Source organism: Actinoplanes sp. KI2 (assembly GCF_025630775.1).
GTDB lineage: Bacteria > Actinomycetota > Actinomycetes > Mycobacteriales > Micromonosporaceae > Actinoplanes.
On sequence record NZ_JAOSZE010000026.1, the window covers coordinates 138,957 to 158,564 of the forward strand.

Genomic DNA, 19,608 nt, shown 5'->3' on the forward strand with positions numbered 1-19,608 from the left:
ACCCGCCACGACCGGCCAGAGGCAGCCCGACCGCCGGCGCGCGGCCACGACCGGCCGCGGGCAGCCCGACCCGCGCGGCAGCCCGACCCGACGCTACGGCCACCACCGGGCAGGGGCGGCAGCCCGACCCGACGCTACGGCCAGCACCGGGCAGGGGCGGCAGCCCGACCCGACACTACGGCCACCACCGGGCAGGGGCGGCAGCCCGACCCGACACTACGGCCACCACCGGCCACGGGCGGCAGCCCGACCCGACACTACGGCCACCACCGGCCACGGGCGGCAGCCCGGCCCGCCGGCACGCGGCCACGACCGGCGCGTGCCGGGGCGCTGCCATGCGGGCCGCCACGTGATCACGCCTACCGTCGTTCGTCCGGTTTCCGCCTCGGCGGCTGTGGTTCACTGTGGACACCGCTACCCTGGGCATCTCGTCGGTCCCCTCGGGCCAGCGAAGGGTGGACGCATGGGCAGGGTCGCCATCGTGACCGGGGCGTCGGCGGGGATCGGCGCCGCCACCAGTCGCCTGCTGCACGAGCGTGGTTTCGAGGTCTACGCGGCCGCCCGCCGCCTGGACCGGATGGCTCCGCTCGCCGCGCTCGGTGTCCGGACCGTCCGGGTCGACGTCACCGACGAGGCCGGCCTGGCGGCACTGGTCGATCGAGTCGTCACGGAGTCGGGCCGCATCGATGTCCTGGTGAACAACGCCGGCTACGGCTCCTTCGGCGCGCTGGAGGACGTGCCGCTGGACGAGGCCCGGCGGCAGTTCGAGGTAAACGTCTTCGGCGCGGCCCGGCTGTGTCAGCTCGTGCTGCCCCATCTGCGGGCCCGGGGCTCGGGGTGCATCATCAATGTCACCTCGATCGGTGCGAGGATGTACCAGCCGCTGGGCGGGTGGTACCACTCGACGAAGTACGCGCTGGAGGGTCTCAGCGACTGCCTGCGGGTCGAGCTCAGGCCGCTGGGCATCGATGTTGTCATGATCCAGCCGGGCGGTATCGATACCGAGTTCCCCGGGTCGCCGGCGAGCAACTGCTCGCCAGCTCCGGCGACGGCGCGTACGCAGGCTACGCCCGCCGGTATGCGGCGTCGCTGACCTCGGAGGCCAAGGGCATCTCGTCCCCGTCCGTCGTCGCCCGGACGATCGTCCGGGCCGCGACGGCGCGGCGGCCGCGCGCTCGCTACGCGGTCGGGCGCGGCGCGAAGGCGGCATTGCTCGCCCGCTGGCTGCTGCCCGACCGCGCCTACGATCGCGTGCTGGTGGGCCTGTTCACCGCCCTGGCCGCCGCGTCTGCCCGAAACGCCGAAGACTCGAGCCGGGCAAGCATCGAGGATCGCCACAAGCAGTGAGCCCAGCGAACCCAGCCCAGCGAACCCAGCCCAGCGAACCCATCCCAGCGAACCCAGCCCAGCGAACCCAGCCCCAGCGAACCCAGCCCCAGCGAACCCAGCCCAGCGAACCCAGCCCAGCGAACCCAGCCCCAGCGAACCCAGCCAGGCGAGCCCAGCCCGGTCGTCTGCATGTCCCGCGGTGCTGGGTGGGTTCGGGCCGCCGGGCGTCAGCCGTAGGTGCGGCGGGCCAGGTCGATGAGGGCGCGCAGCGTCTTGGGGCAGTCCTCGGTGTCGGTCATCACCGCGACCGCCGTGCCCGAGGCCGGCCAGGCGAACGAGAAGCAGCTGTAGCCGGTGTTCTGCCCGGTATGCCCGAAGCACCCGTCGCCGAGCTCGGTGCCGAGACCAAACCCGCCGGGTACCTGCGGGGTCAGCATTTGCCCGGCCAGGTCCTGCGGCAGCAGCGCGGACTCGCCGGCGGCGGCCCGGCCGATCTCCCGCTCCAGCCGCACCAGGTCGCCCGGGGTGCTCCACAGGCCGGCGCCGGCCCTCTCCGGCTGCGTGTGCCAGCCGCCGCGCACGGGGGCGCCACCGGCATGGCCGCGGGCGGCGCGTTCCCGATGCTCGTACGGGAAGTGCTGGTCGTAGCTGCTGTCCGCCATCCCCACCGGTTCCAGCACGAGGGTCGCCATCAGCTTGTCGAACGGCGTCCCGGTCACGTCGATCAGGAGCTGCTCGAGAACGGCGTAGTGGCTCCCGGAGTAGCGGAACTCGGTGCCGGGCGGCAGCTCGCGCCGGACCGGGGGCGTGTTGGCCGGCGGCTCGCCCCGCAGGATCTGCCCCAGTGACGGCACCGGCTCGCCCTCGGCGTACCCGGGGAACCAGTTCTCGGTCAGGCCCGCGGTGTGAGCCAGCAGCTGGCGTACGGTCACCGTGCCGCTTCCCGGCAGCTGCCAGGCGGACAGGTACGCGTTGACGTCGGTGTCGAGGTCGAGGACCGCGTCGGCGACCAGCCGCAGCGTGCCGAACGCGGCGACGTGCTTGCTGATCGAGCACGCCGGGAACAGCAGGTCGTGACCGGCGGTCCGGACGTCGCCGTTCAGCCCGCCGACCGCGACCCCGATGGCGGAAACACGGTCGGCGTCCGCGACCAGGTCCGGCCACTCCTCTTCGAAGCCCATGAGTCCCGAGTATGCCGTGACCGGACCAGGCCGAGGATTCGGCCGCCGGGCCGCCGCGGCAGGGCGACGAACTCTCCGAAAAGGACGGTCACCGCGGCCAGGCCGGAATCGGTCCGGGCTTCGAGCCTCGGGTCGCGCCCGCCGCCGAGCTCCTACCCGGGGGAGGTCTCCGGCGCGGGCCCGATGCGGCGGCGCGCCACCGCATGCAGGGCGAACAGGGTGTAGCCGGCCAGCACCGGCACCAGGGCAGGGTGGACCAGCACCGCCAGCAGGGCTGCCACCGCCAGGACCCCCGCGGCCGTCACCGCGGCGAGCGGACGGCTCAGCGCCAGGGCCAGGGCCTCACGTGCGGCGCCGCGCTCGCGGATCCCGGCCAGTACCGCGGCGAGGCCGACGTAGCCGGCCGCCAGCGCCGCCGCCGTCAGCACCGCGGCCAGGGCCGGGCCGCCGCCGGGGGCGGCGCCCCGGCGCAGGCCCGACACGTCGATGACGACCAGGGCGGTCGCGGCGAGCACCGCCGGGCCGGCGAGCAGGCCCGGCACCAGGCGGGGGCGGAAGTACGCCCAGCAGTCGGCGAAGGACGGCCACCGGCCCTGGGTTGTCACGTGGTGGATGGCGTAGCTGCCGGTGGCCACCGCCGCGCCTGCCGTGACCAGCGGGAGCGACGACAGGGTCAGCACGATGCCGAGCAGCGCCAGGTCGGCGGCGAGCCGGACCGAGTCGCGCCAGTCGTGCGGCATGGGATCACCCCTTCAGCCCGCTGGTGTTGATGCCCTCGACGAGCAGCCGCTGGAAGGCCACGAAGAAGAGGAACACCGGAATCAGCGAGAGCAGCGACATGGCGAACATCGGGCCGACCGAGCTCTCGCTGGTCGAGTCGATGAACAGGGTCAGCGCCACCGGCGCGGTGTAGTCCTTGAGCTGGGACAGGTACACCAACTGCCGGAAGAAGTCGTTCCACGTCCAGATGAACGAGAAGATCGCCGTGGTGACCAGGGCCGGGCGGCTCAGCGGCAGCACCACGTGGCGGAAGACGCTGAACGCCGAGGCTCCGTCGATCACGGCGGCCTCGTCCAGCTCGCGCGGGATGCCGCGCATGAACTGGACCATCAGGAACACGAAGAACGCCTCGGTCGCCAGGAGGTGTGGCACGAGCAGCGGCAGGTAGGGGAAGTCTCCGCCGACCAGGCCGAGGGTCCGGAACAGGATGTACTGCGGGATGATCAGCACGTGCCCGGGAAGCAGCAGGGTGCCGATCATGAGGGCGAACCAGAAGCCGCGCAGCCGGAACCGCAGCCGGCCCAGGGCGTACGCGGCAAGCAGGCAGGAGACCGTGTTGCCGAGCACCGTCAGGGTCGCCACCAGCGCGCTGTTGAGGAAGAACCGGCCGAACGGTTCGTCGAACTTGTGCCAGCCCTCGCTGAAGTTGGCGGGGGTGAACTCGTGCGGGATCAGGCCGATGTTGCTGGCGATCTCCTCCGGCGACTTGAACGACGTACCGATCATCCACAGCAGCGGATAGAGCACGACGGCCAGGATCAGGATCAGCGCCGACAGGCGCACCACCTTCGAGCGCATCACCGCTCCTCGGTGTCATGAGGGCGCATCACCGCTCCTCGGTGTCATGAGGGCGCATCACCGCTCCTCGGAGTCGGAGTAGTGCACCCAGAACCGGCCGGTGTTGAACAGCACCACGGTGATCAGGCCGACCACCAGGAGGAAGACCCACGCCATCGCGGAGGCGTAGCCCATGTTCAGGTCGACGAAGCCCGCCTTGTAGAGGTGCAGCGTGTACATCAGGGTGGCGTCCACCGGCCCGCCCGTGCCGTTGCTGAGCACGAACGCCGACGTGAAGCCCTGGAAGCCGTGGATCGTCTCCAGCACCAGGTTGAAGAAGATGACCGGGGAGAGCATCGGCAGCGTGATGTGGAAGAACTTGCGCCAGGCCCCGGCACCGTCCACCGCGGACGCCTCGTACAGCTCGACCGGGATCTGTTTCAGGCCGGCCAGGAAGATCACCATGGGCGCGCCGAACTGCCAGATGGCCAGCAGCATCAGCGTGGGCAGCGCCCAGGTGGGGTCGTTCACCCAAGCTTTGCCCTCGATGCCGAAGATCGACAGGAACGCGTTGAACGCGCCGTCCCCGGAGAACATGCCACGCCAGACGATGGCCAGCGCCACGCTGCCGCCGAGCAGTGACGGCAGGTAGAACAGGCCGCGGAACAACGCGATCCCGCGCATGGTCTTGTTCAGCAGCATCGCCACGGCGAGCGCGGCGGCGAGCTTGAGCGGAACGGCGATCAGCGCAAAGGTCACCGTGACCCGTACGGCGTGCCAGTACGACGGGTCGGCGGTGAACATCCGGCGGTAGTTGTCGAGACCGATCCATTGCGACTCGGTCACCGGGATGAGCGGGCTGTAGTCGGTGAAGCTGAGATACAGCGAGAGCAGCATCGGGATCGCGGTGATTCCCAGCAGCCCGAGCAGCCACGGGGAGAGGAAGACGTAACCGGCCAGGTCCTCGCGGCGGCGGCGCCGGGCCGCCCGGCCCCGCCGATGGGCGGCGGGGACCGGGGGCACGGGCTCGGTCGGACGGACCGGCATCTGAGCCATGGTCACGGAGTCGGTTCCTAGCTCTGTCCGATGGCCGCCTTGGCGGCGGTGACGAAGTCCTTGGCGCCCTGCTCGGGGGTCGCCCGCCCGAACGTGACCCCCTCGGCGATCCGGACCAGCTCGGTCTTCACCTTGCTGTGGCCCTTGGGCGGCACGCTCGGCGAGGTCGGCCCGAACTTCGTGGCCAGCTCGTTCTGCACCTGGATGGTCTGCTTCATGTTCGGGTCGGTGACCGTCGCCTCGACCTGCTTGCGGACGTCGAGGTTCGGCGGCAGCCCACGGTCGGTGCCGAGGATCGCGCCGGCCTCGGGGTCGTTCGCCAGGAAGTTGACCACGTCGACCGCGGCGTCCTTATGCGGACTGCCGCGGAAGACCGAGAAGTACAGCGAGGCGCGGGCCCACTGGGCGCTGGGGTCACCCGGGTACGCCATCAGGCCCAGGTCGTTCTTGGTGTTCTTCTTCAGCTCGGGCATCTGGTTGGTCCAGACCCACGACGTGTCGGCCTTGCCTGTGACGACCAGCTGCTTGCTGACGCTGGAGTCGTTGCCCTCGTGGATGACGTCCGGCGTCGGGGTGGCACCCTTCGCGCCCGCGTCCTTCCACATCTGGAACCACTTGGTGATGTCCGACTCGTCGAAGGCGATCTGCTTGCCGGTGTACAGGTCCTTGCCGTTCTGCCGCAGGTAGACCCAGAGGGCCTGGTAAACCGCGCTGGGGTCCTGGGTGCCGGGGACCTTGCTGGTCTTGGAGACGTTCGCCGCCCAGGTGATGAAGTCCGCCCAGCTCATGCCGGTGGTGGGCGAGGGCAGCTTGTACTTGTCGAGCACGGTCTTGTCGAACACCAGGCCCTGGGTGTTCTCGCCCATGGCGACGCCGACCAGCTTGCTGTCGACCTCGCCGTACTCCTTGAGGCCCTTGGAGAACTTGCTGACGTCGAGCTTGCCGTTCGTGCTGTACGGGGTGAGGTCGAGCGTCACGCCGCGGTCGGCGTAGTCCGAGATCGCGTTGTCGTCGATCTGGAAGATGTCCGGCGCGTTGCCGCCCGCGGTCAGCGTGGCGAGCTTGTCGTAGTAGCCCTGGTTGGCCTGCCAGGTCTTCTTGAACGTCACGTTCGGGTGCTTCTGGGTGTAGAGGGCCAGGGCCTTCTCGGTGAGGTCGGCGCGGGCCTGCGCGCCCCACCAGAAGATCGAGAGCTCGACCTTCTTGTCCGACCCGCTGCCCGAGTCACCCCCGCCGCAGGCTGCCGTCCCGAGCGCGACGGGCACGGCGAGGGCGGCGGCGAGCAGTTGGCGGCGTGACGGGCGGAACGGCGAGGTAGGTTGATCGTGCGTGGCGCTCCTCGTGGAGGAATCCATGACGGTTGGCTCCTTTTTAGGAGGCGACACCTCCGGGGACGTTCACGTAGCCCGGGTCCGCAGGGCTGTGCGGACCCGGGCCCGGCCCCGTCGAGTCGCGAATGACCAGTTCGGTCTGCAGGTGTAGGTGTGCGGTGGAACGGCGGTCGTCGCCATGCGCGAGCAGCATGTCGACGGCCGCCCGACCCGCGGCGGCGGTGGGTGTCGCCACCGTGGTCAGCTTCGGTCGGGTGAGCCGGCTGAGCATGATGTCGTCTATTCCGACGACGCTGACGTCCTCGGGCACCCGCGCCCCCGCGGAGAGCAGCCCCTCGATGAGGCCGATCGCCATCAGGTCGTTGTAGGCGAGCACGGCGGTGGCGCCGGCCCGCAGCACGTCCTCGGCGACGGTGAGGCCGCCGATCTCGGTGGGCGGGTTGGGCCCGATGACGGTGAGCTCGGCGTGGCCGGCTCGGGCCGTGGCGGTCGCGGAGCGCCGGATCTCCCGGCTGGTCCACGAGCCGCGCGGGCCGGTGAGCAGTGCGATGTTGCGGTGCCCCCGGCCGGTCAGGTGCTCGACGGCGAGCCGGGCGCCCTGCGCCACGTCCATCACGACGGCGGGGATGCCGGCGATCTGGCGGTTGACGACGACCAGCGGAACCTCGCGGCTGAGCTGCTCGATCAGCGCGTTGTTCATCCGCGGGCTGCAGATCAGGACGCCGTCGACCTGCTTGGCGAGCGCCCGCACCACCTCTTCCTCGGCGGCCGGGTCCTCATTGGTGTCGGCGACGAAGATGTGGTGGTCGTGCTTGCGGGCCTGGCTCTCGGCCGCCTTGATCAGCGGGGGGAAGAACGGGTTGGCGATGTCGGCGACGATCAGGCCGATGTTGTACGTCCGGCCGGTGATCAGCGCACGGGCCGCCCGGTTGGGCCGGTAACCCAGCTCCTCGGCGCAGGCCAGCACGCGGCTGCGGGTGTTGGGGTTGACCAGGTGGGGTGCCGAGAACGTGCGCGACACCGTGGAGATGTGCACGCCGGACGCGCGGGCGACATCGCGAATGGTGACGGACACGCTCTGACCTCCCCTGCCGATCTGTGGCGGCGATCACTGACGACCACAATTAATGCAAGCGGTTGCACGAGTGTCAATGTGCTTGTGTTGCATAAAGATTGCAGACGGGCATGAGGTACGCGCTTTCCTTCCGACAAACCCGGACAATCGCCCGTGGGGTCATTGACTCGACCTCATCGATCCGCCTAACTTCGCTGCAAACCTTTGCAGACATCCACCAGCTCGTCGGCCGGGAGGACCCATGCCACGAGACCACCGCCGCCGGTACGCCCTGGTCGGCGCCGGCGCCCGCGCCGAGATGTTCGTCCGCGCCGTCACCGCCGACCACGCCGGCACCGCCGAGCTGGTCGCGCTGGCCGACGTCAACCAGTCGCGGATGGACACACACAACCGCTGGCTCAAGGCCGCCGGGCACGAGCCGGTGCCCACCTACTCCGCCGCCGAGCTGGCCGCCATGCTCGCTCGGGAGCGGGCCGACGAGCTGATCGTGACCAGCGTCGACCGCACCCACGCCGGGCACATCGTGACCGCGCTCGAGGCCGGCTGCGACGTGCTCACCGAGAAGCCGATGACCGTGGACGCCGAGAGCGCAAGGCGCATCCTGGACGCGCAGCGGCGTACCGGAAATCGGGTTTCGGTCGCCTTCAACTACCGGTTCAACCCGGTGCACGAGGTAGTACGCACGCTGCTGGCCGGCGGCGAGATCGGCGAGATCGGCTCGGTGCACTTCGAGTGGCTGCTCGACGTGCGGCACGGCGCCGACTACTTCCGGCGCTGGCACCGTGACAAGGCCAACTCGGGCGGGCTGCTGGTGCACAAGTCCGGTCACCACTTCGACCTGGTCAACTGGTGGCTCGGCGCGGCGCCCGAGCAGGTCTACGCCGCCGGCCGGCTGTTCTTCTACGGCGAGGCCGGCAAGCGGCACGGATACGCCCGCGACTACGAGCGCGCGCACGGCAGCCCCGCGGCGCAGGACGACCCGTTCGCCCTGCATCTGGCGGGCAACCCGCGGCTGCGCGAGCTCTACCTGGACGCCGAGGACGAGGACGGCTACCACCGCGACCGGAACGTCTTCGCCCCCGGCATCACCATCGAGGACGACCTGTCGGTGCTGGTCCGCTACGACACCGGGGCGACCATGACGTACCACCTCACCGCGTACGCGCCGTGGGAGGGCTACCGGCTGATGGTCAACGGCAGCAAGGGGCGCCTCGAACTGGAGGTGGTGGAGAGCGATCACGTCAGCCCGGACGCGGCCGGCGAGCTCAAGGGCGCCGCCGTGCACGGCACCACCGCCGCTCCGGAGCGGGGCGGGGTCACGCTGACGATCCGGCCGTACTGGGCCCCGCCGTACGCGGTGGAGCTGCAACCGCACCGCCGGGACGGGCACGGCGGCGCCGACCAGCGGATGACCGCCGTCCTGCTCGGCGGGCAGACCGACCCGATGCGCCGCTCGGCGACCGCCCGCGACGGCGCCCTGGCCCTGCTCACCGGGCTGGCCGCCAACCGCTCCCTGCAGACCGCCGCGCCGGTGCGCGTGGCCGACCTGCTCGACCTGAACTCCTGACGAGGTGACTGTGTCCGACCCGACGTTCGCCATCGAGCCGCGCCATCGCCAGGTCGCTCGCGAGCTCTATGCCACCGCCCGCGACCTGCCGCTGATCAGCCCGCACGGGCACGTCGACCCGCGCCTGCTCGCGGACGACGAACCGTTCCCCGACCCGGCCCGGCTGCTGATCGTGCCCGACCACTACGTCACCCGGATGCTGCTCAGCCAGGGCATCCCGCCGGACCGGCTGGGTGTGCCCCGGCGCGACGGCGGCCCGGTCGAGACCGATCCACGGGCGATCTGGCGGCTGCTCGCGGACAACTGGCACCTGTTCCGGGGGACCCCGTCCCGGCTCTGGCTCGAACGTACCCTCAAGACGGTTTTCGACGTGGAGACCCGACTGAGCGGGGACACCGCCGACGACGTGTACGACGCGATCGCGGCGCGCCTCGCCGAGCCCGGCTTCCGGCCGCGGGCGCTGTTCGAGCGGTTCGGCATCGAGGTCCTGGCGACCACCGAGTCGCCCACCGACGACCTGGAGCAGCACGCCAAGCTCGCGGCGGACGGCTGGGGCGGTCCCGGCGGTCGGGTGATCTCCACGTTCCGGCCGGACGACGTCGTCGACCTGGACCGCGAGGACTGGTTCGCGAACATCGGCCGGCTCGGCGAGCTCGCCGGTCAGGACACCGGGACGTACGCCGGATACCTGGCCGCCCTGCGCCACCGCCGGGAGGCGTTCATCGAGGCCGGTACGACCTGCTCCGACCACGGGCACCCGACCGCGCGCACCGAGGTGCTGACCGCGGCCGAGGCGGCGGCGATCTACGAGCGAGGCCTGCGCGGGTCGGCGTCGGCCGCGGACGCCGAGACGTTCCGCGGGCACATGCTGCTCGAGTTCGCCCGGATGTCGCTCGACGACGGGCTGGTCATGCAGCTGCATCCGGGCGCGGTGCGCGACCACAACCGCCGGCTGCACGCCGCGCACGGCCGGGACGTCGGCGGCGACATCCCCCGGGCCACCGACTACGTGCATGCCTTGAGACCACTGCTTGACACGTACGGAATGGACCCGCGCCTGCGGGTCGTGGTGTACACGCTGGACGAGTACACGTTCAGCCGCGAGCTGGCCCCCCTCGCGGGCGGCTACCCGGCGCTGTTCCTCGGCGCGCCGTGGTGGTTCCTGGACACGCCGGACGCGATGCGCCGGTTCCGGGAGGCGGTGACCGACTCGGCCGGCTTCTACAACACGGCCGGGTTCGTCGACGACACCCGGGCGTTCTGCTCGATCCCGGTACGGCACGACGTCTCGCGCCGCTCCGACGCGGCCTACCTGGCGTCCCTGGTGGTGCAGGACCGGCTGCCGATGGACGAGGCGGTGGAGACCATGGCCGACCTCTCCTACCACCTGCCGAAGCGGATCTTCCGGCTGGACAAGGCGGCGAAATGATCATCACGGGACTGACCGTCCACGACGTACGCTTCCCGACCGCGGCCGCCGGGGACGGCTCGGACGCGATCAACCGCGGCGACTACTCGGCCACCTACGTCGAACTGGCCACCGGCGACGGCCCGGCCGGGACCGGGTTCACCTTCACCAACGGGCGGGGCAACGAGATCACCTGCGCCGCGGTCGAGGCCCTCGCCCACCACGTGGTGGGCCGGACGCCCGAGGAGGTGGTTCCGCGCGACCTCACCGCCGACGTGCAGCTGCGCTGGCTGGGCCCCGAGAAGGGCGTCATCCAGATGGCCGCCGGCGCGATCCTGAACGCGGTGTGGGACCTGCGGGCCAAGGCCGCGGGCAAGCCGATGTGGCAGCTGCTGGCCGAGATGCCGACCGCCGACCTGGTGGCCTGCGTCGACTTCCGGCACATCGACGACGCCCTCACGCCCGAGGACGCGGCCGCCATCCTCGACAAGGGCCGCGACGGGCTCGACGATCGGCTGGCCCGGCTGCGGCGGGCCGGCTTCCCGTCGTACACCACCAGCGTGGGCTGGCTCGGGTATCCCGACGACAAGGTACGGGCGCTGACCCGGGTGGCGTACGCGCAGGGCTGGCGGGCGATGAAGATGAAGGTCGGCGGCCCGATCGAGGACGACCTGCGCCGGGCCCGGATCATCCGCGCCGAGATCGGGCCGGACGCGCTGCTGATGATGGACGCCAACCAGGTGTGGGGCGTCGACGAGGCGATCGCGAACATGCGCCTGCTGGCCGAGACGAACCCGTACTGGATCGAGGAACCCACCCACCCGGACGACTTGCTCGGCCACGCGCGCATCCAGCAGGCCGTCGCGCCGGTCCGGGTGGCCACCGGCGAGGTCGCCGCCAACCGGGTCATCTTCAAGCAGCTGCTGCAGGCCGGCGCGATCGGGGTCATGCAGATCGACGCCTGCCGGGTCGCCGGCGTCCCCGAGGTGCTGGCCGAGCTGCTGATGGCCGCGAAGTTCGGGGTGCCGGTCTGCCCGCACGCCGGCGGGGTCGGACTGTGCGAGCTGGTCCAGCACCTGGCGATCTTCGACTACCTGCGGGTCGGCACGTCCCTCGACGGCCGGATGGTCGAGTACGTCGACCACCTGCACGAGCATTTCCAGGATCCGGTACGCACGAGGGACGGGCGCTATCTGCTCCCCGAACGGCCCGGCTACAGCTCGGATCTGAAACCGGAGTCGATCGCCGAGTTCCGCTTCCCGGACGGGCCGGCCTGGAAATGAGCGATCTCCTCGGCCTCGCCACCCTCGGCCGCGTGCCCGCCGCCAGCCGCCCGCGGATCACGCCGGGCGACGCCGGCGCCGGCATCGTCCACCTCGGCCTCGGCGCATTCCACCGGGCCCATCAGGCCGTCTTCACCGAGGACGCGATGGCGGCCGCCGGCGGCAACTGGGGCATCGCCGGCGTCGCGCCCCGCTCGGTCACCGTCCTCGATGCGCTGCGGGCGCAGGACCGGCTCTACAGCGTCACCACGCTCGCCGCGGAGGGCCGCTCCACCCGGGTGGTCGGATCCCTCGCCTCGCTGCACCACGCGGCGGGCGACCCCGACGCGGTGGTCCGCCTGCTCGCCGACCCGGCCATCCGGATCGTCACGCTGACCGTCACCGAGAAGGGCTACCGGCTCGACCCGGCGACCGGGCGGCTGCTGCTCGACGACGAGCTGCGCGGCGACCTGGAGAGCTTCCGGCCGCCGCGTACCGTGCCGGGCCTGCTGATCCGCGGCCTGGCCGCCCGGCGGCGGGCCGACGCCGGGCCGATCGCGCTGGTCAGCTGCGACAACCTGCCGGCCAACGGGCACCGGATGCGCGGGCTGGTCGACTACCTGGCCGCGGCCACCTCGCTCACCGACTGGATGCGGGAGAACGTCACCTTTCCCGGCACGATGGTCGACCGGATCGTGCCGGCCAGCACCGACGAGACCCGGTCCCTCGCCCTCGGCCGGCTGGGCCTCCGCGACGACGCCGCATTGTCCGGCGAGCCCTACTCGGCGTGGGTGATCGAGGACGACTTCCCGGGCGGCCGCCCGGCCTGGGAGAAAGCGGGCGCGGTGCTCACCGGCGACCCGCGGCCGTGGGAGATGCTGAAGCTGCGGACCCTCAACGGGGTGCACTCGGCGATCGCCTACCTCGGCGCGCTGGCCGGGCGGGAGACGATCGCCGACGCGCTCACCCTGCCCGGGATGGCCGGGGTGATGCGGCGGTTCATCGCCGAGGACATCGCGCCCAGCTTCATGCCGCCGCCGGGCGTCGATCGGATCGAGTACGGCGAGGAGGTCCTGCACCGGTTCGCGAACCCGGCCATCAGGTACCGGACCGTGCAGGTGGCGACGGACGGCTCGCAGAAGCTGCCGCAGCGCGTCCTGCACACGATCCTCGACCGGCGCGCGGCCGGCGCCACCCCGCACTGGGCGATCATGGTGGTCGCCGCGTGGATGCGCTACGCCGGGGGCGTCGACGACAACGGGCGGCCGCTCCCCCTCGACGACCCCCTGGCGGCCCGGATCCGGGCGCGGCTGGCGGCGGCCCCGGCCACCCCGGCCGGCGTGGTGGACGCGCTGCTGGGGCTGGACACCGTCTTCGCGCCCGAGCTGGCCGGCGACGACACGGTCCGGGACCTGCTGATCGAGTGGCTGACCGAGTTCGACAAACACGGCGTGGAAGCGACCCTGGCAGGTGCGGCATGACCGCCTGCGCCGAGCGAGGGCCGGACGGGCACGTCTGCGGAGGCACCGCATGACGGCGACGGTGGCATTGATCGGGGCGAACGGGCACGGGCGGTGGCATCGGCGGCGGATCGCCGAGGTGGCGGCGACCGGTCGCATCCGGCTCGTGGCCCTCGCCGACGTGCGGCCGCTGGAGCCGGACCCGCCCGTACCGGATGGGGTGCCGGTCTTCACCGATCACCGTGAGCTGCTCGCCGCGGCCGCCCCCGAGGTGGTGGTGATCTGCACGCCGCCGCACACGCACCTGCAGATCGCGCTGGACGCGATCGACGCCGGCTGCGACCTGCTCCTGGAGAAGCCGCCGGTCGCGTCGCTCGCCGCGCACCACACGCTCGCCGCCTCGCTGAGCGCGGCGGGCCGGGCCTGCCAGGTCGGCTTCCAGGCGCTCGGTTCGACCGCGTGGCAGCGGTTCCGCGACGCGCTGCCGGGGCTCGGGGCGCTGGGCGGGATCACCGGCACGGCGTCCTGGCAGCGGGACGACGTCTACTATGCCCGGTCGCCGTGGGCGGGCCGGCGGGTCGTCGCCGGCCGGCCGGTGATCGACGGCGCGCTGGTCAACCCGCTCGCGCACGCGGTCATGCAGGCCCTCGCCGGCGCCCGGGCGGTGGGCGCGGGCCGGCCGCGGCAGCTGGTCGCCGAGCGCTACCGGGTGCGGCCGATCGAGGTGGAGGACACCGCGTTCGCCCGGATCGCCTTCGACAGCGGGCTGTCCGTGATGATCGCGGTGACGCTGGCCGGCGAGGACTTCATCGCCGGCGAGATCGCGGCCCGCGGGCCGGGCGGCCGGGCCGTGCTGGAATACCCGACCGACCGCCTCGCCCTGCCCGGCGACGCCGAGCCGCGGCCGGTCGAGGGCCGCGCCGACCTGCTCACCAACCTGGTCGAGCACCGTACGGACGGGACGCCGCTGCTCGTGCCGCTGGCGGCGACCGCCGACTTCACCGCGGTGCTGGAGGCGCTGACCGTCCCCGGCGTGCCGACGCCGCACCTGCTGGACGACGCGGCGGTGCTCACCGAGGGCCCGAAGCGCACCATCCCCGGCGTCAACGACCTGCTCCGCAAGGTGGTCGAGACGATGGCGCTGCCCTCGGAGATGGGCGTGCCGTGGGCGGTGCGGCCGTTCACCCAGCGGCTGCCGGCCGCCTAGTCGATCGACATTCATGCATCGATAGGGTGTAGTCTGCCCGCCGTGGTGAGCCGGACGCGCGCCTTCACCATCGCCACGGCCTGGATCGTCGCCGGGCTGGCGGCGGGTATCGCCGCGTTCGCCGTCACGACCGGCGTACTGACCGACGGCATCCGGTCCGTGGTGACGGCCGGCGTGCTGTTCCTTCCCGCCTGCCTGATCGTGGCGGGCGTCTGGGTAGGCGTCGGCGCCCGCACCGCCCGCTCGTCCGCGTCGCTCGGCGGCCAGGCGGCGCTGTTCGGCCTGGCCGCGGCCGTGGTCGCGGTCCTGCTGCTGGCCGCGCTGGGCCCGGCCCTCGGCGACGCCGCTCACTGACAGGCGGCTCCTGGAGAGGTCACGCCCGGGCGTGCGCCACCGCTGCCAGGGCCGGGTGGGCGGACAATCGGGCAACCTCGACCGGGGCGGGCGGGGTGAGCGGCAGGCCGGCCGCGTTCACCGGGGTGGCCGGTGGGTCGGACGCGGGCAGGGTGAAGGTGAAACGGGTGCCGCCGCCCGGGTTGTCGGTGGCGACGATGGTGCCGCCGTGGCGGGTGACGACGCGGTGGCAGATGGCCAGGCCGAGGCCGTTACCGGCGTAGCCGGCGCCCTGGTGGGCCCGGTGGAAGCTGTCGAAGATGGCCTCGTGCTGCCCCGCCGGGATACCGATGCCGTTGTCCGCGACGGTGACCTGCACGACGTCGCGCGTCTGGGTGCTGGTGACCCGGACGTGCGGGGTCACCCCGGGTGCCGTGTACTTGATCGCGTTGCCGATCAGGTTCTCCAGCAGTTGCCGGATCGCGCCCGCGTCGCCGTTCACCGGGTGCAGCCGGCCCAGCGCGACCTGCGGGACCGGGAGCCCGGCGGCGGCCGCCGCGTCGGCGCGCCCGGCGCCGATGTCGGTGACCATGGCGGTCAGCTCGACCCGGGTGAGGTCGAGGTCGGCGTCGCGGGCCGAGGTGTACGCCAGCAGGTCGTTGATCAGCCCGCGCATCCGGACGGCCGCGCGGGTGACCCGGTTGATGCCGTCCCGGGCGATCCCGATCGCGGGCTGCTCGGCGTCCAGGGCGTCGGCGGCGGCCTCGGACCAGCCCTCGACGGTGGTCAGCGGACTCTGCAGGTCGTGCGCGACGACCCCGGCGAAGGTGGCGAGCTGGTCGCGGTGGCGACGCTCGGTGGTGACGTCGTGGAAGAGCACGACCGCGTTGCGGGCGCCGTCGGAGGCGGGCAGCGGGGTCGCGGAGACCCGCAGGATCCGCCCGTCGTGGCCGTCCTGCTCGGTGAACAGCAGGTCGACCGGTTCGACCTTCTCACCGGCCAGGGCCCGCGCCGGCGGCAGCATCCGCGCGGCGACCGGGCTGCCGTCGAGGTTGCGTGCCCGGGTCTGGATGTCGCACATGGTCCCGGCCGGCCCGAGCAGGCGCACCCCGGCGGGGTTGCGCAGCAGGACCTTGCCGTCGGCGTCGACCAGCGACAGGCCGTCGGCCATCGAGTCGATGACCGCGCTCATCAGTGCGGCGTGCCGGGTCTGCTCCTCCTTCTGGGCGGTCAGCTCGGTCACCAGCGCGGTGCGTTCGTCGCGGCCCAGCGCCAGCGCCAGTCCGACGGCGGCGATCAGCACCACGTACAGCTGCGCGACCATGACCCGGGCCCGCGGATCCGCGATGGAGGCCATCGGCCCCTCGCCGTACAGGGTGAACAGCAACGCCGCGCAGCCGAAGATCAGGTGGTGCCCGACCAGGAAGCTGGTGCGCAGCCGCACCGCGGCCCACACGGTCACCGCGACCAGCGGGAACGCCAGCGGCAGACCGTGGTCGAAGACGAAGCCGAACAGGTAGGCCGCGGCCGAACAGAAGGCCACCGCCAGGTACTCGACGGCCTTCCAGGCAGGCACCGCCCGCACCGCCTGGTCGACGGCGCGGCACCAGCCGGCCGGCGTCCCGTACCGGGCCCGGAATCCGCTGACCGCGGGACCGAACCACAGCCCGGTGCTGCCCAGCACGAAGATGCTGGTGACCTGCCGTCCCATCCAGTCCGCCGCGATCAGCCACGACGCCGGCGTCCCGGTCAGCCACATGGTGGCGAGGCCGAGCGCCGCACCAGCGGCGCTGGCCACGGCCGTGACACCCAGCAGGTAGGCCAGGTCCCGGGGCGCGGAGAGGCGGGCGCTGCCGCCGGCGCCCCACAGCGTGGGCCGCCAGCGTCCCAGCAGCCACCCGAACAACAAAGTCTGCACCAGGTTGGCCAGCGCCAGACCCACGCTGCCCGGCACGGTCACGCCCGTGACGACGTTGCCCGCCAGCGCGATCAGGAACAGGGCACACGCGTCCACCCACCGGGTTCCCGCGTATCGCTGGGCGCAGAACCACACCACCGCGACCCCGGCCGCGGGCCACACCAGCGACACGCAGCTGTCGTCGATGACGGTCAGCCGCCCGGCCATCAGTGCCACGGCGTAGACGACCGCAAACCCCGCGGTGCGCGCCAGCGACACCCGCAGCGAGAGCGGGCCGCGCCCGGTACGGCTCGACGCCGTTACCGAAGTGCCTGCCGTTCCCCCTGTGGCGACGCTCGTGCCGGGTGCGCGAGTGCGCTCCACGTGAACCCCCCGATTCACCGGGCCGCAGTCGGGCCCGACTCCCCAAAGACTCGAAGAGCACGGGTGCGGACCGGGGCACAGCACGGTTGCCGGCCGGGTGCCATCAGCCCTTCAGTCGATCATGCCGCCGGACGGGCGAGGCCGGTCGACCGAAGATCCGACCGACGAGCATCCTCGATCTGCGAACCGGTCAGGACGCCGTCGGCGACCAGCACGGAGACAGTCCGGGCCAGCGGCGCCCCCGGCTCGATCGCGAGCACCTCGTCGAAGGCCAGGGCCGCGCAGACGCCGACGTACTCCTCGGTGCGGACGAACCAGCGGTCGGCGCCGGCCAGCCCCTCGAAGACCAGGGTGTAACGGTCGGCCACGGTGACGGCCAGCCACCGGTCGGCCGTGCCGTGCGGCGCGTCCGTGGTGGCACCGAACGCCTTGGCCGGCCCGGGAGTCGCACGCCAGAAGAAGCCGCCGTAGCCGGCCTGGCCCGGGCGGCCGTGGGTGGCCGGGCTGCCGAGCGTCACCGGGGCATCGCCGGGGGCGCTCAACGCGTACGCGAAAGAAAGTCGCCAACCGTGCGGCGCGGCAGTGGCCGTCACCGTCCGTTGCTCGCGCAGGACCACCTCACCGTCGGCCGTGCACCAGTCCAGCCGGGCCGTGAAGCCGTCGTCCACCGGGGACGACGAGGTGTGGACGATCCGGCCGTGGTCGTCGAGCCAGACGTAGCCCCGGTCGCGGACGAAGGTGCGGCCGCCCCAGAAGTTGCGGCCGGCCACGTCGGCCATCGTCACCGAGGTGCCCAGGTGCCAGGGGTGGTCGTAGCAGAGCGCGTCGGTGACCGCCACCCCGGTGAGGGTGCGGACCGGGTGCAGGTAGGGCCGCGGCGCCAGCCGGATGTCCAGCGACGGCGACTCGACGTAGGTGGCGACCGCTTTCCCGGCCACGCGAAGTGTGGTCATGACGCGAAGGCCCGATAGCCGGCGTACGCCTCGGCCAGCACCTCGGCGCCGGGGCGGGACCAGACGTCCTCGTGGAAGACCTCGACCTCGACCCAGCCCCGGTAGCCGGCGTCGTGCACGGCCGCCGAGAAGCGGCGCATGTCGACGCAGCCGGTCCCCGGCAGCCCCCGGCCGAGCAGCACGCCCTCGGGCAGCGGGGTGATCCAGTCGGCGAGCTGGAAGGCGGCGATGCGGCCCTGCCGGCCGGCCTCGGCGATCTGCCGCCAGACCTGGTCGTCCCACCACAGGTGGTACGTGTCGAGGCAGACGCCGACCGCGTCGGCCGGGTAGGGCGCCGCGATCGCCAGGGCCTGGCCGAGCGTGGCCACCACGCAGCGGTCCGAGCAGAACATCGGGTGCAGCGGTTCGATCGCGAGCCGCACCCCGGCCGCCCGCGCGTCGGGGACCAGGGCGCCGATCGCGTCGCCGATGTGCCGGCGGGCGCCGTCGATGTCCCGGGACTTGCCGGGCAGGCCGCCGCTGACCAGCACCAGCGTGTCGGTGCCGAGGGTGGCCGCCTCCTCGATCGCGCGGCGGTTGTCGTCGTACCAGTCCTGCTCGTGGAAGAACCCGCCGCGGCACAGCGAGGACACCGTCAGGCCGGCGTCGCGGACCAGGGCGGCGGCCTTGTCCAGGCCGTACTCGGCGACCTCTTCCCGCCACAGGCCGACCGCGGGTACGCCCGCGGCGGTGCAGCCGGCGACCAGGTCGGCGAGGGGCCAGCGCTTGGTGGTGGCCTGGTTGAGCGAGAAACGGTTCATCAAAGTCCTACCGTCGTGAGCCAGGCCCGAGCGCGGGTAGTGGCAAGGTCGGCGTCGGGGAGGATCCCGGCTTGATCGGCGAGGCGCATCAGCTCGAGCAGGTGGCGAGGGGAGCGGCCGGCCTGGGCGCCGCCGACCATGGTCAGATGGTCCTGGTGGCCGGCGAGCCAGTTCAGGAAGACGATGCCAGTTTTGTAGTGGTATGTCGGCGAGGCGAACAGATGCCGGGCGAGGGGCAGCGTCGCATCCATAATCCGGTCATACGAGGAAATATCGCCCGCATCCAGAGAGCGCAGCGCAGCGGCAGCCGGCGGAGCGATCACGGCCAGGACCCCGAGCAGCGCCTCCGAGTGGCCGACCTCGTCCCCGCGGATCAGGGACAGGTAGTTGAAATCGTCGCCGGTGTACATGCGGACCCCGGCCGGCAGCGCCCGCCGCATGGCGATCTCGCGCGACGCGTCCAGCAGGGACATCTTGATCCCGTCGACCTTGGCGGCATGCGCGGCGATGATCTCCAGGACCACGTCGTCCCCGCCCCAGTAGCCGGCCAGCGCGGGGTCGAAGGCCTCCCCCAGCCAGTGCAGCAGGACCTTGCCGTCGGCCTGCTCGATCAGCTCGCCGTAGACGCGCCGGTAGTCGTCCGGGCCGGTGGCCGCCGCCGCGAGGTGCCGGGAGCACATCAGCACCGGCCGGGCGCCGGCTTCCTGCACGTCGGCCAGCTGTTCCGCGTACGCCTTGCGGATGTCGTCGATCGTGGCGGGACCGGCGGGCAGCTGGTCGGGGGCCGGGCCCCCCCCCGACGGGGCCC

The 19,608-nt window shown here is 72.3% G+C and carries 18 protein-coding genes; 8 read left to right on the forward strand and 10 right to left on the reverse strand.

Annotated features, from left to right (window positions below; all coding sequences use genetic code 11):
* Positions 1–463: 463 nt before the first annotated feature.
* Entirely contained in the window at positions 464–1,093 is a 630-nt protein-coding gene (locus tag ODJ79_RS27040; protein ID WP_263026398.1) for an SDR family NAD(P)-dependent oxidoreductase, read from the forward strand.
* Positions 1,094–1,209: 116 nt separating this feature from the next.
* Positions 1,210–1,347, forward strand: coding sequence for a hypothetical protein (locus ODJ79_RS27045; protein WP_263026399.1), 138 nt, complete (start codon positions 1,210–1,212; stop codon positions 1,345–1,347).
* Between the two features lie 209 nt (positions 1,348–1,556).
* Here the strand turns inward: ODJ79_RS27045 and ODJ79_RS27050 are convergent, their stop codons facing one another.
* The 6 genes from ODJ79_RS27050 to ODJ79_RS27075 form a co-directional block, all read right to left on the reverse strand.
* Complete coding sequence (locus ODJ79_RS27050) at positions 1,557–2,510, reverse strand: serine hydrolase domain-containing protein (RefSeq protein ID WP_263026400.1); 954 nt, start codon at positions 2,508–2,510, stop codon at positions 1,557–1,559.
* A gap of 152 nt (positions 2,511–2,662) precedes the next feature.
* Positions 2,663–3,250 carry a hypothetical protein gene (locus ODJ79_RS27055; RefSeq protein ID WP_263026401.1) on the reverse strand — a complete coding sequence of 196 codons (588 nt, stop codon included), beginning with the start codon at positions 3,248–3,250 and terminating at the stop codon, positions 2,663–2,665.
* 4 nt (positions 3,251–3,254) lie between these two features.
* Positions 3,255–4,088 carry a carbohydrate ABC transporter permease gene (locus ODJ79_RS27060; RefSeq protein WP_263026402.1) on the reverse strand — a complete coding sequence of 278 codons (834 nt, stop codon included), beginning with the start codon at positions 4,086–4,088 and terminating at the stop codon, positions 3,255–3,257.
* Positions 4,089–4,145: 57 nt separating this feature from the next.
* Positions 4,146–5,114: a carbohydrate ABC transporter permease gene (locus tag ODJ79_RS27065; protein WP_263026403.1), complete on the reverse strand. Its 969-nt coding sequence runs from the start codon at positions 5,112–5,114 to the stop codon at positions 4,146–4,148.
* A gap of 26 nt (positions 5,115–5,140) precedes the next feature.
* Positions 5,141–6,478: an ABC transporter substrate-binding protein gene (locus ODJ79_RS27070; RefSeq protein ID WP_263026404.1), complete on the reverse strand. Its 1,338-nt coding sequence runs from the start codon at positions 6,476–6,478 to the stop codon at positions 5,141–5,143.
* A gap of 16 nt (positions 6,479–6,494) precedes the next feature.
* Complete coding sequence (locus tag ODJ79_RS27075) at positions 6,495–7,529, reverse strand: LacI family DNA-binding transcriptional regulator (protein ID WP_263026405.1); 1,035 nt, start codon at positions 7,527–7,529, stop codon at positions 6,495–6,497.
* A gap of 241 nt (positions 7,530–7,770) precedes the next feature.
* Between ODJ79_RS27075 and ODJ79_RS27080 the strand changes: the two genes are divergently transcribed.
* The 6 genes from ODJ79_RS27080 to ODJ79_RS27105 are packed head-to-tail and all read left to right on the forward strand — an operon-like array spanning position 7,771 to position 14,787.
* Positions 7,771–9,096 carry a Gfo/Idh/MocA family protein gene (locus ODJ79_RS27080; protein WP_263026406.1) on the forward strand — a complete coding sequence of 442 codons (1,326 nt, stop codon included), beginning with the start codon at positions 7,771–7,773 and terminating at the stop codon, positions 9,094–9,096.
* 4 nt (positions 9,097–9,100) lie between these two features.
* A complete protein-coding gene (gene uxaC, locus ODJ79_RS27085; protein WP_263026407.1) occupies positions 9,101–10,525 on the forward strand; it encodes a glucuronate isomerase in 1,425 nt (474 codons plus the stop codon).
* Complete coding sequence (locus tag ODJ79_RS27090) at positions 10,522–11,787, forward strand: enolase C-terminal domain-like protein (protein ID WP_263026408.1); 1,266 nt, start codon at positions 10,522–10,524, stop codon at positions 11,785–11,787. Before uxaC ends, ODJ79_RS27090 begins: the two co-directional genes overlap by 4 nt.
* Positions 11,784–13,247: a mannitol dehydrogenase family protein gene (locus tag ODJ79_RS27095; RefSeq protein ID WP_263026409.1), complete on the forward strand. Its 1,464-nt coding sequence runs from the start codon at positions 11,784–11,786 to the stop codon at positions 13,245–13,247. Before ODJ79_RS27090 ends, ODJ79_RS27095 begins: the two co-directional genes overlap by 4 nt.
* A gap of 49 nt (positions 13,248–13,296) precedes the next feature.
* Positions 13,297–14,433 (forward strand): Gfo/Idh/MocA family protein, encoded by a 1,137-nt coding sequence (locus ODJ79_RS27100; protein WP_263026410.1) that lies wholly within the window; start codon positions 13,297–13,299, stop codon positions 14,431–14,433.
* 42 nt (positions 14,434–14,475) lie between these two features.
* Positions 14,476–14,787, forward strand: a complete 312-nt coding sequence (locus tag ODJ79_RS27105) for a hypothetical protein (RefSeq protein ID WP_263026411.1) — start codon at positions 14,476–14,478, stop codon at positions 14,785–14,787.
* A 19-nt stretch (positions 14,788–14,806) separates the two neighbouring features.
* Here the strand turns inward: ODJ79_RS27105 and ODJ79_RS27110 are convergent, their stop codons facing one another.
* The 4 genes from ODJ79_RS27110 to ODJ79_RS27125 all read right to left on the reverse strand — a co-directional run.
* A complete protein-coding gene (locus tag ODJ79_RS27110) occupies positions 14,807–17,047 on the reverse strand; it encodes an ATP-binding protein (protein WP_263026412.1) in 2,241 nt (746 codons plus the stop codon).
* A 119-nt stretch (positions 17,048–17,166) separates the two neighbouring features.
* Positions 17,167–18,000, reverse strand: coding sequence for a PmoA family protein (locus ODJ79_RS27115; protein ID WP_263026413.1), 834 nt, complete (start codon positions 17,998–18,000; stop codon positions 17,167–17,169).
* Positions 17,997–18,800 (reverse strand): sugar phosphate isomerase/epimerase family protein, encoded by an 804-nt coding sequence (locus ODJ79_RS27120; RefSeq protein WP_263026414.1) that lies wholly within the window; start codon positions 18,798–18,800, stop codon positions 17,997–17,999. Before ODJ79_RS27120 ends, ODJ79_RS27115 begins: the two co-directional genes overlap by 4 nt.
* The coding region (locus tag ODJ79_RS27125; protein ID WP_263026415.1) for a dihydrodipicolinate synthase family protein at positions 18,800–19,608 on the reverse strand (809 nt) is incomplete at its 5' end. The genes ODJ79_RS27120 and ODJ79_RS27125, both read right to left, overlap by 1 nt.

What these genes read in the sequence shown, in the direction of transcription:
- ODJ79_RS27040 (WP_263026398.1), top strand. Translation starts at nt 464, where the DNA reads ATGGGCAGGGTCGCCATCGTGACCGGGGCGTCGGCGGGGATCGGCGCC.
- ODJ79_RS27050 (WP_263026400.1), bottom strand. Translation starts at nt 2,510, where the DNA reads ATGGGCTTCGAAGAGGAGTGGCCGGACCTGGTCGCGGACGCCGACCGT.
- ODJ79_RS27055 (WP_263026401.1), bottom strand. Translation starts at nt 3,250, where the DNA reads ATGCCGCACGACTGGCGCGACTCGGTCCGGCTCGCCGCCGACCTGGCG.
- ODJ79_RS27060 (WP_263026402.1), bottom strand. Translation starts at nt 4,088, where the DNA reads ATGCGCTCGAAGGTGGTGCGCCTGTCGGCGCTGATCCTGATCCTGGCC.
- ODJ79_RS27065 (WP_263026403.1), bottom strand. Translation starts at nt 5,114, where the DNA reads ATGCCGGTCCGTCCGACCGAGCCCGTGCCCCCGGTCCCCGCCGCCCAT.
- ODJ79_RS27070 (WP_263026404.1), bottom strand. Translation starts at nt 6,478, where the DNA reads ATGGATTCCTCCACGAGGAGCGCCACGCACGATCAACCTACCTCGCCG.
- ODJ79_RS27080 (WP_263026406.1), top strand. Translation starts at nt 7,771, where the DNA reads ATGCCACGAGACCACCGCCGCCGGTACGCCCTGGTCGGCGCCGGCGCC.
- ODJ79_RS27090 (WP_263026408.1), top strand. Translation starts at nt 10,522, where the DNA reads ATGATCATCACGGGACTGACCGTCCACGACGTACGCTTCCCGACCGCG.
- ODJ79_RS27095 (WP_263026409.1), top strand. Translation starts at nt 11,784, where the DNA reads ATGAGCGATCTCCTCGGCCTCGCCACCCTCGGCCGCGTGCCCGCCGCC.
- ODJ79_RS27100 (WP_263026410.1), top strand. Translation starts at nt 13,297, where the DNA reads ATGACGGCGACGGTGGCATTGATCGGGGCGAACGGGCACGGGCGGTGG.
- ODJ79_RS27115 (WP_263026413.1), bottom strand. Translation starts at nt 18,000, where the DNA reads ATGACCACACTTCGCGTGGCCGGGAAAGCGGTCGCCACCTACGTCGAG.
- ODJ79_RS27120 (WP_263026414.1), bottom strand. Translation starts at nt 18,800, where the DNA reads ATGAACCGTTTCTCGCTCAACCAGGCCACCACCAAGCGCTGGCCCCTC.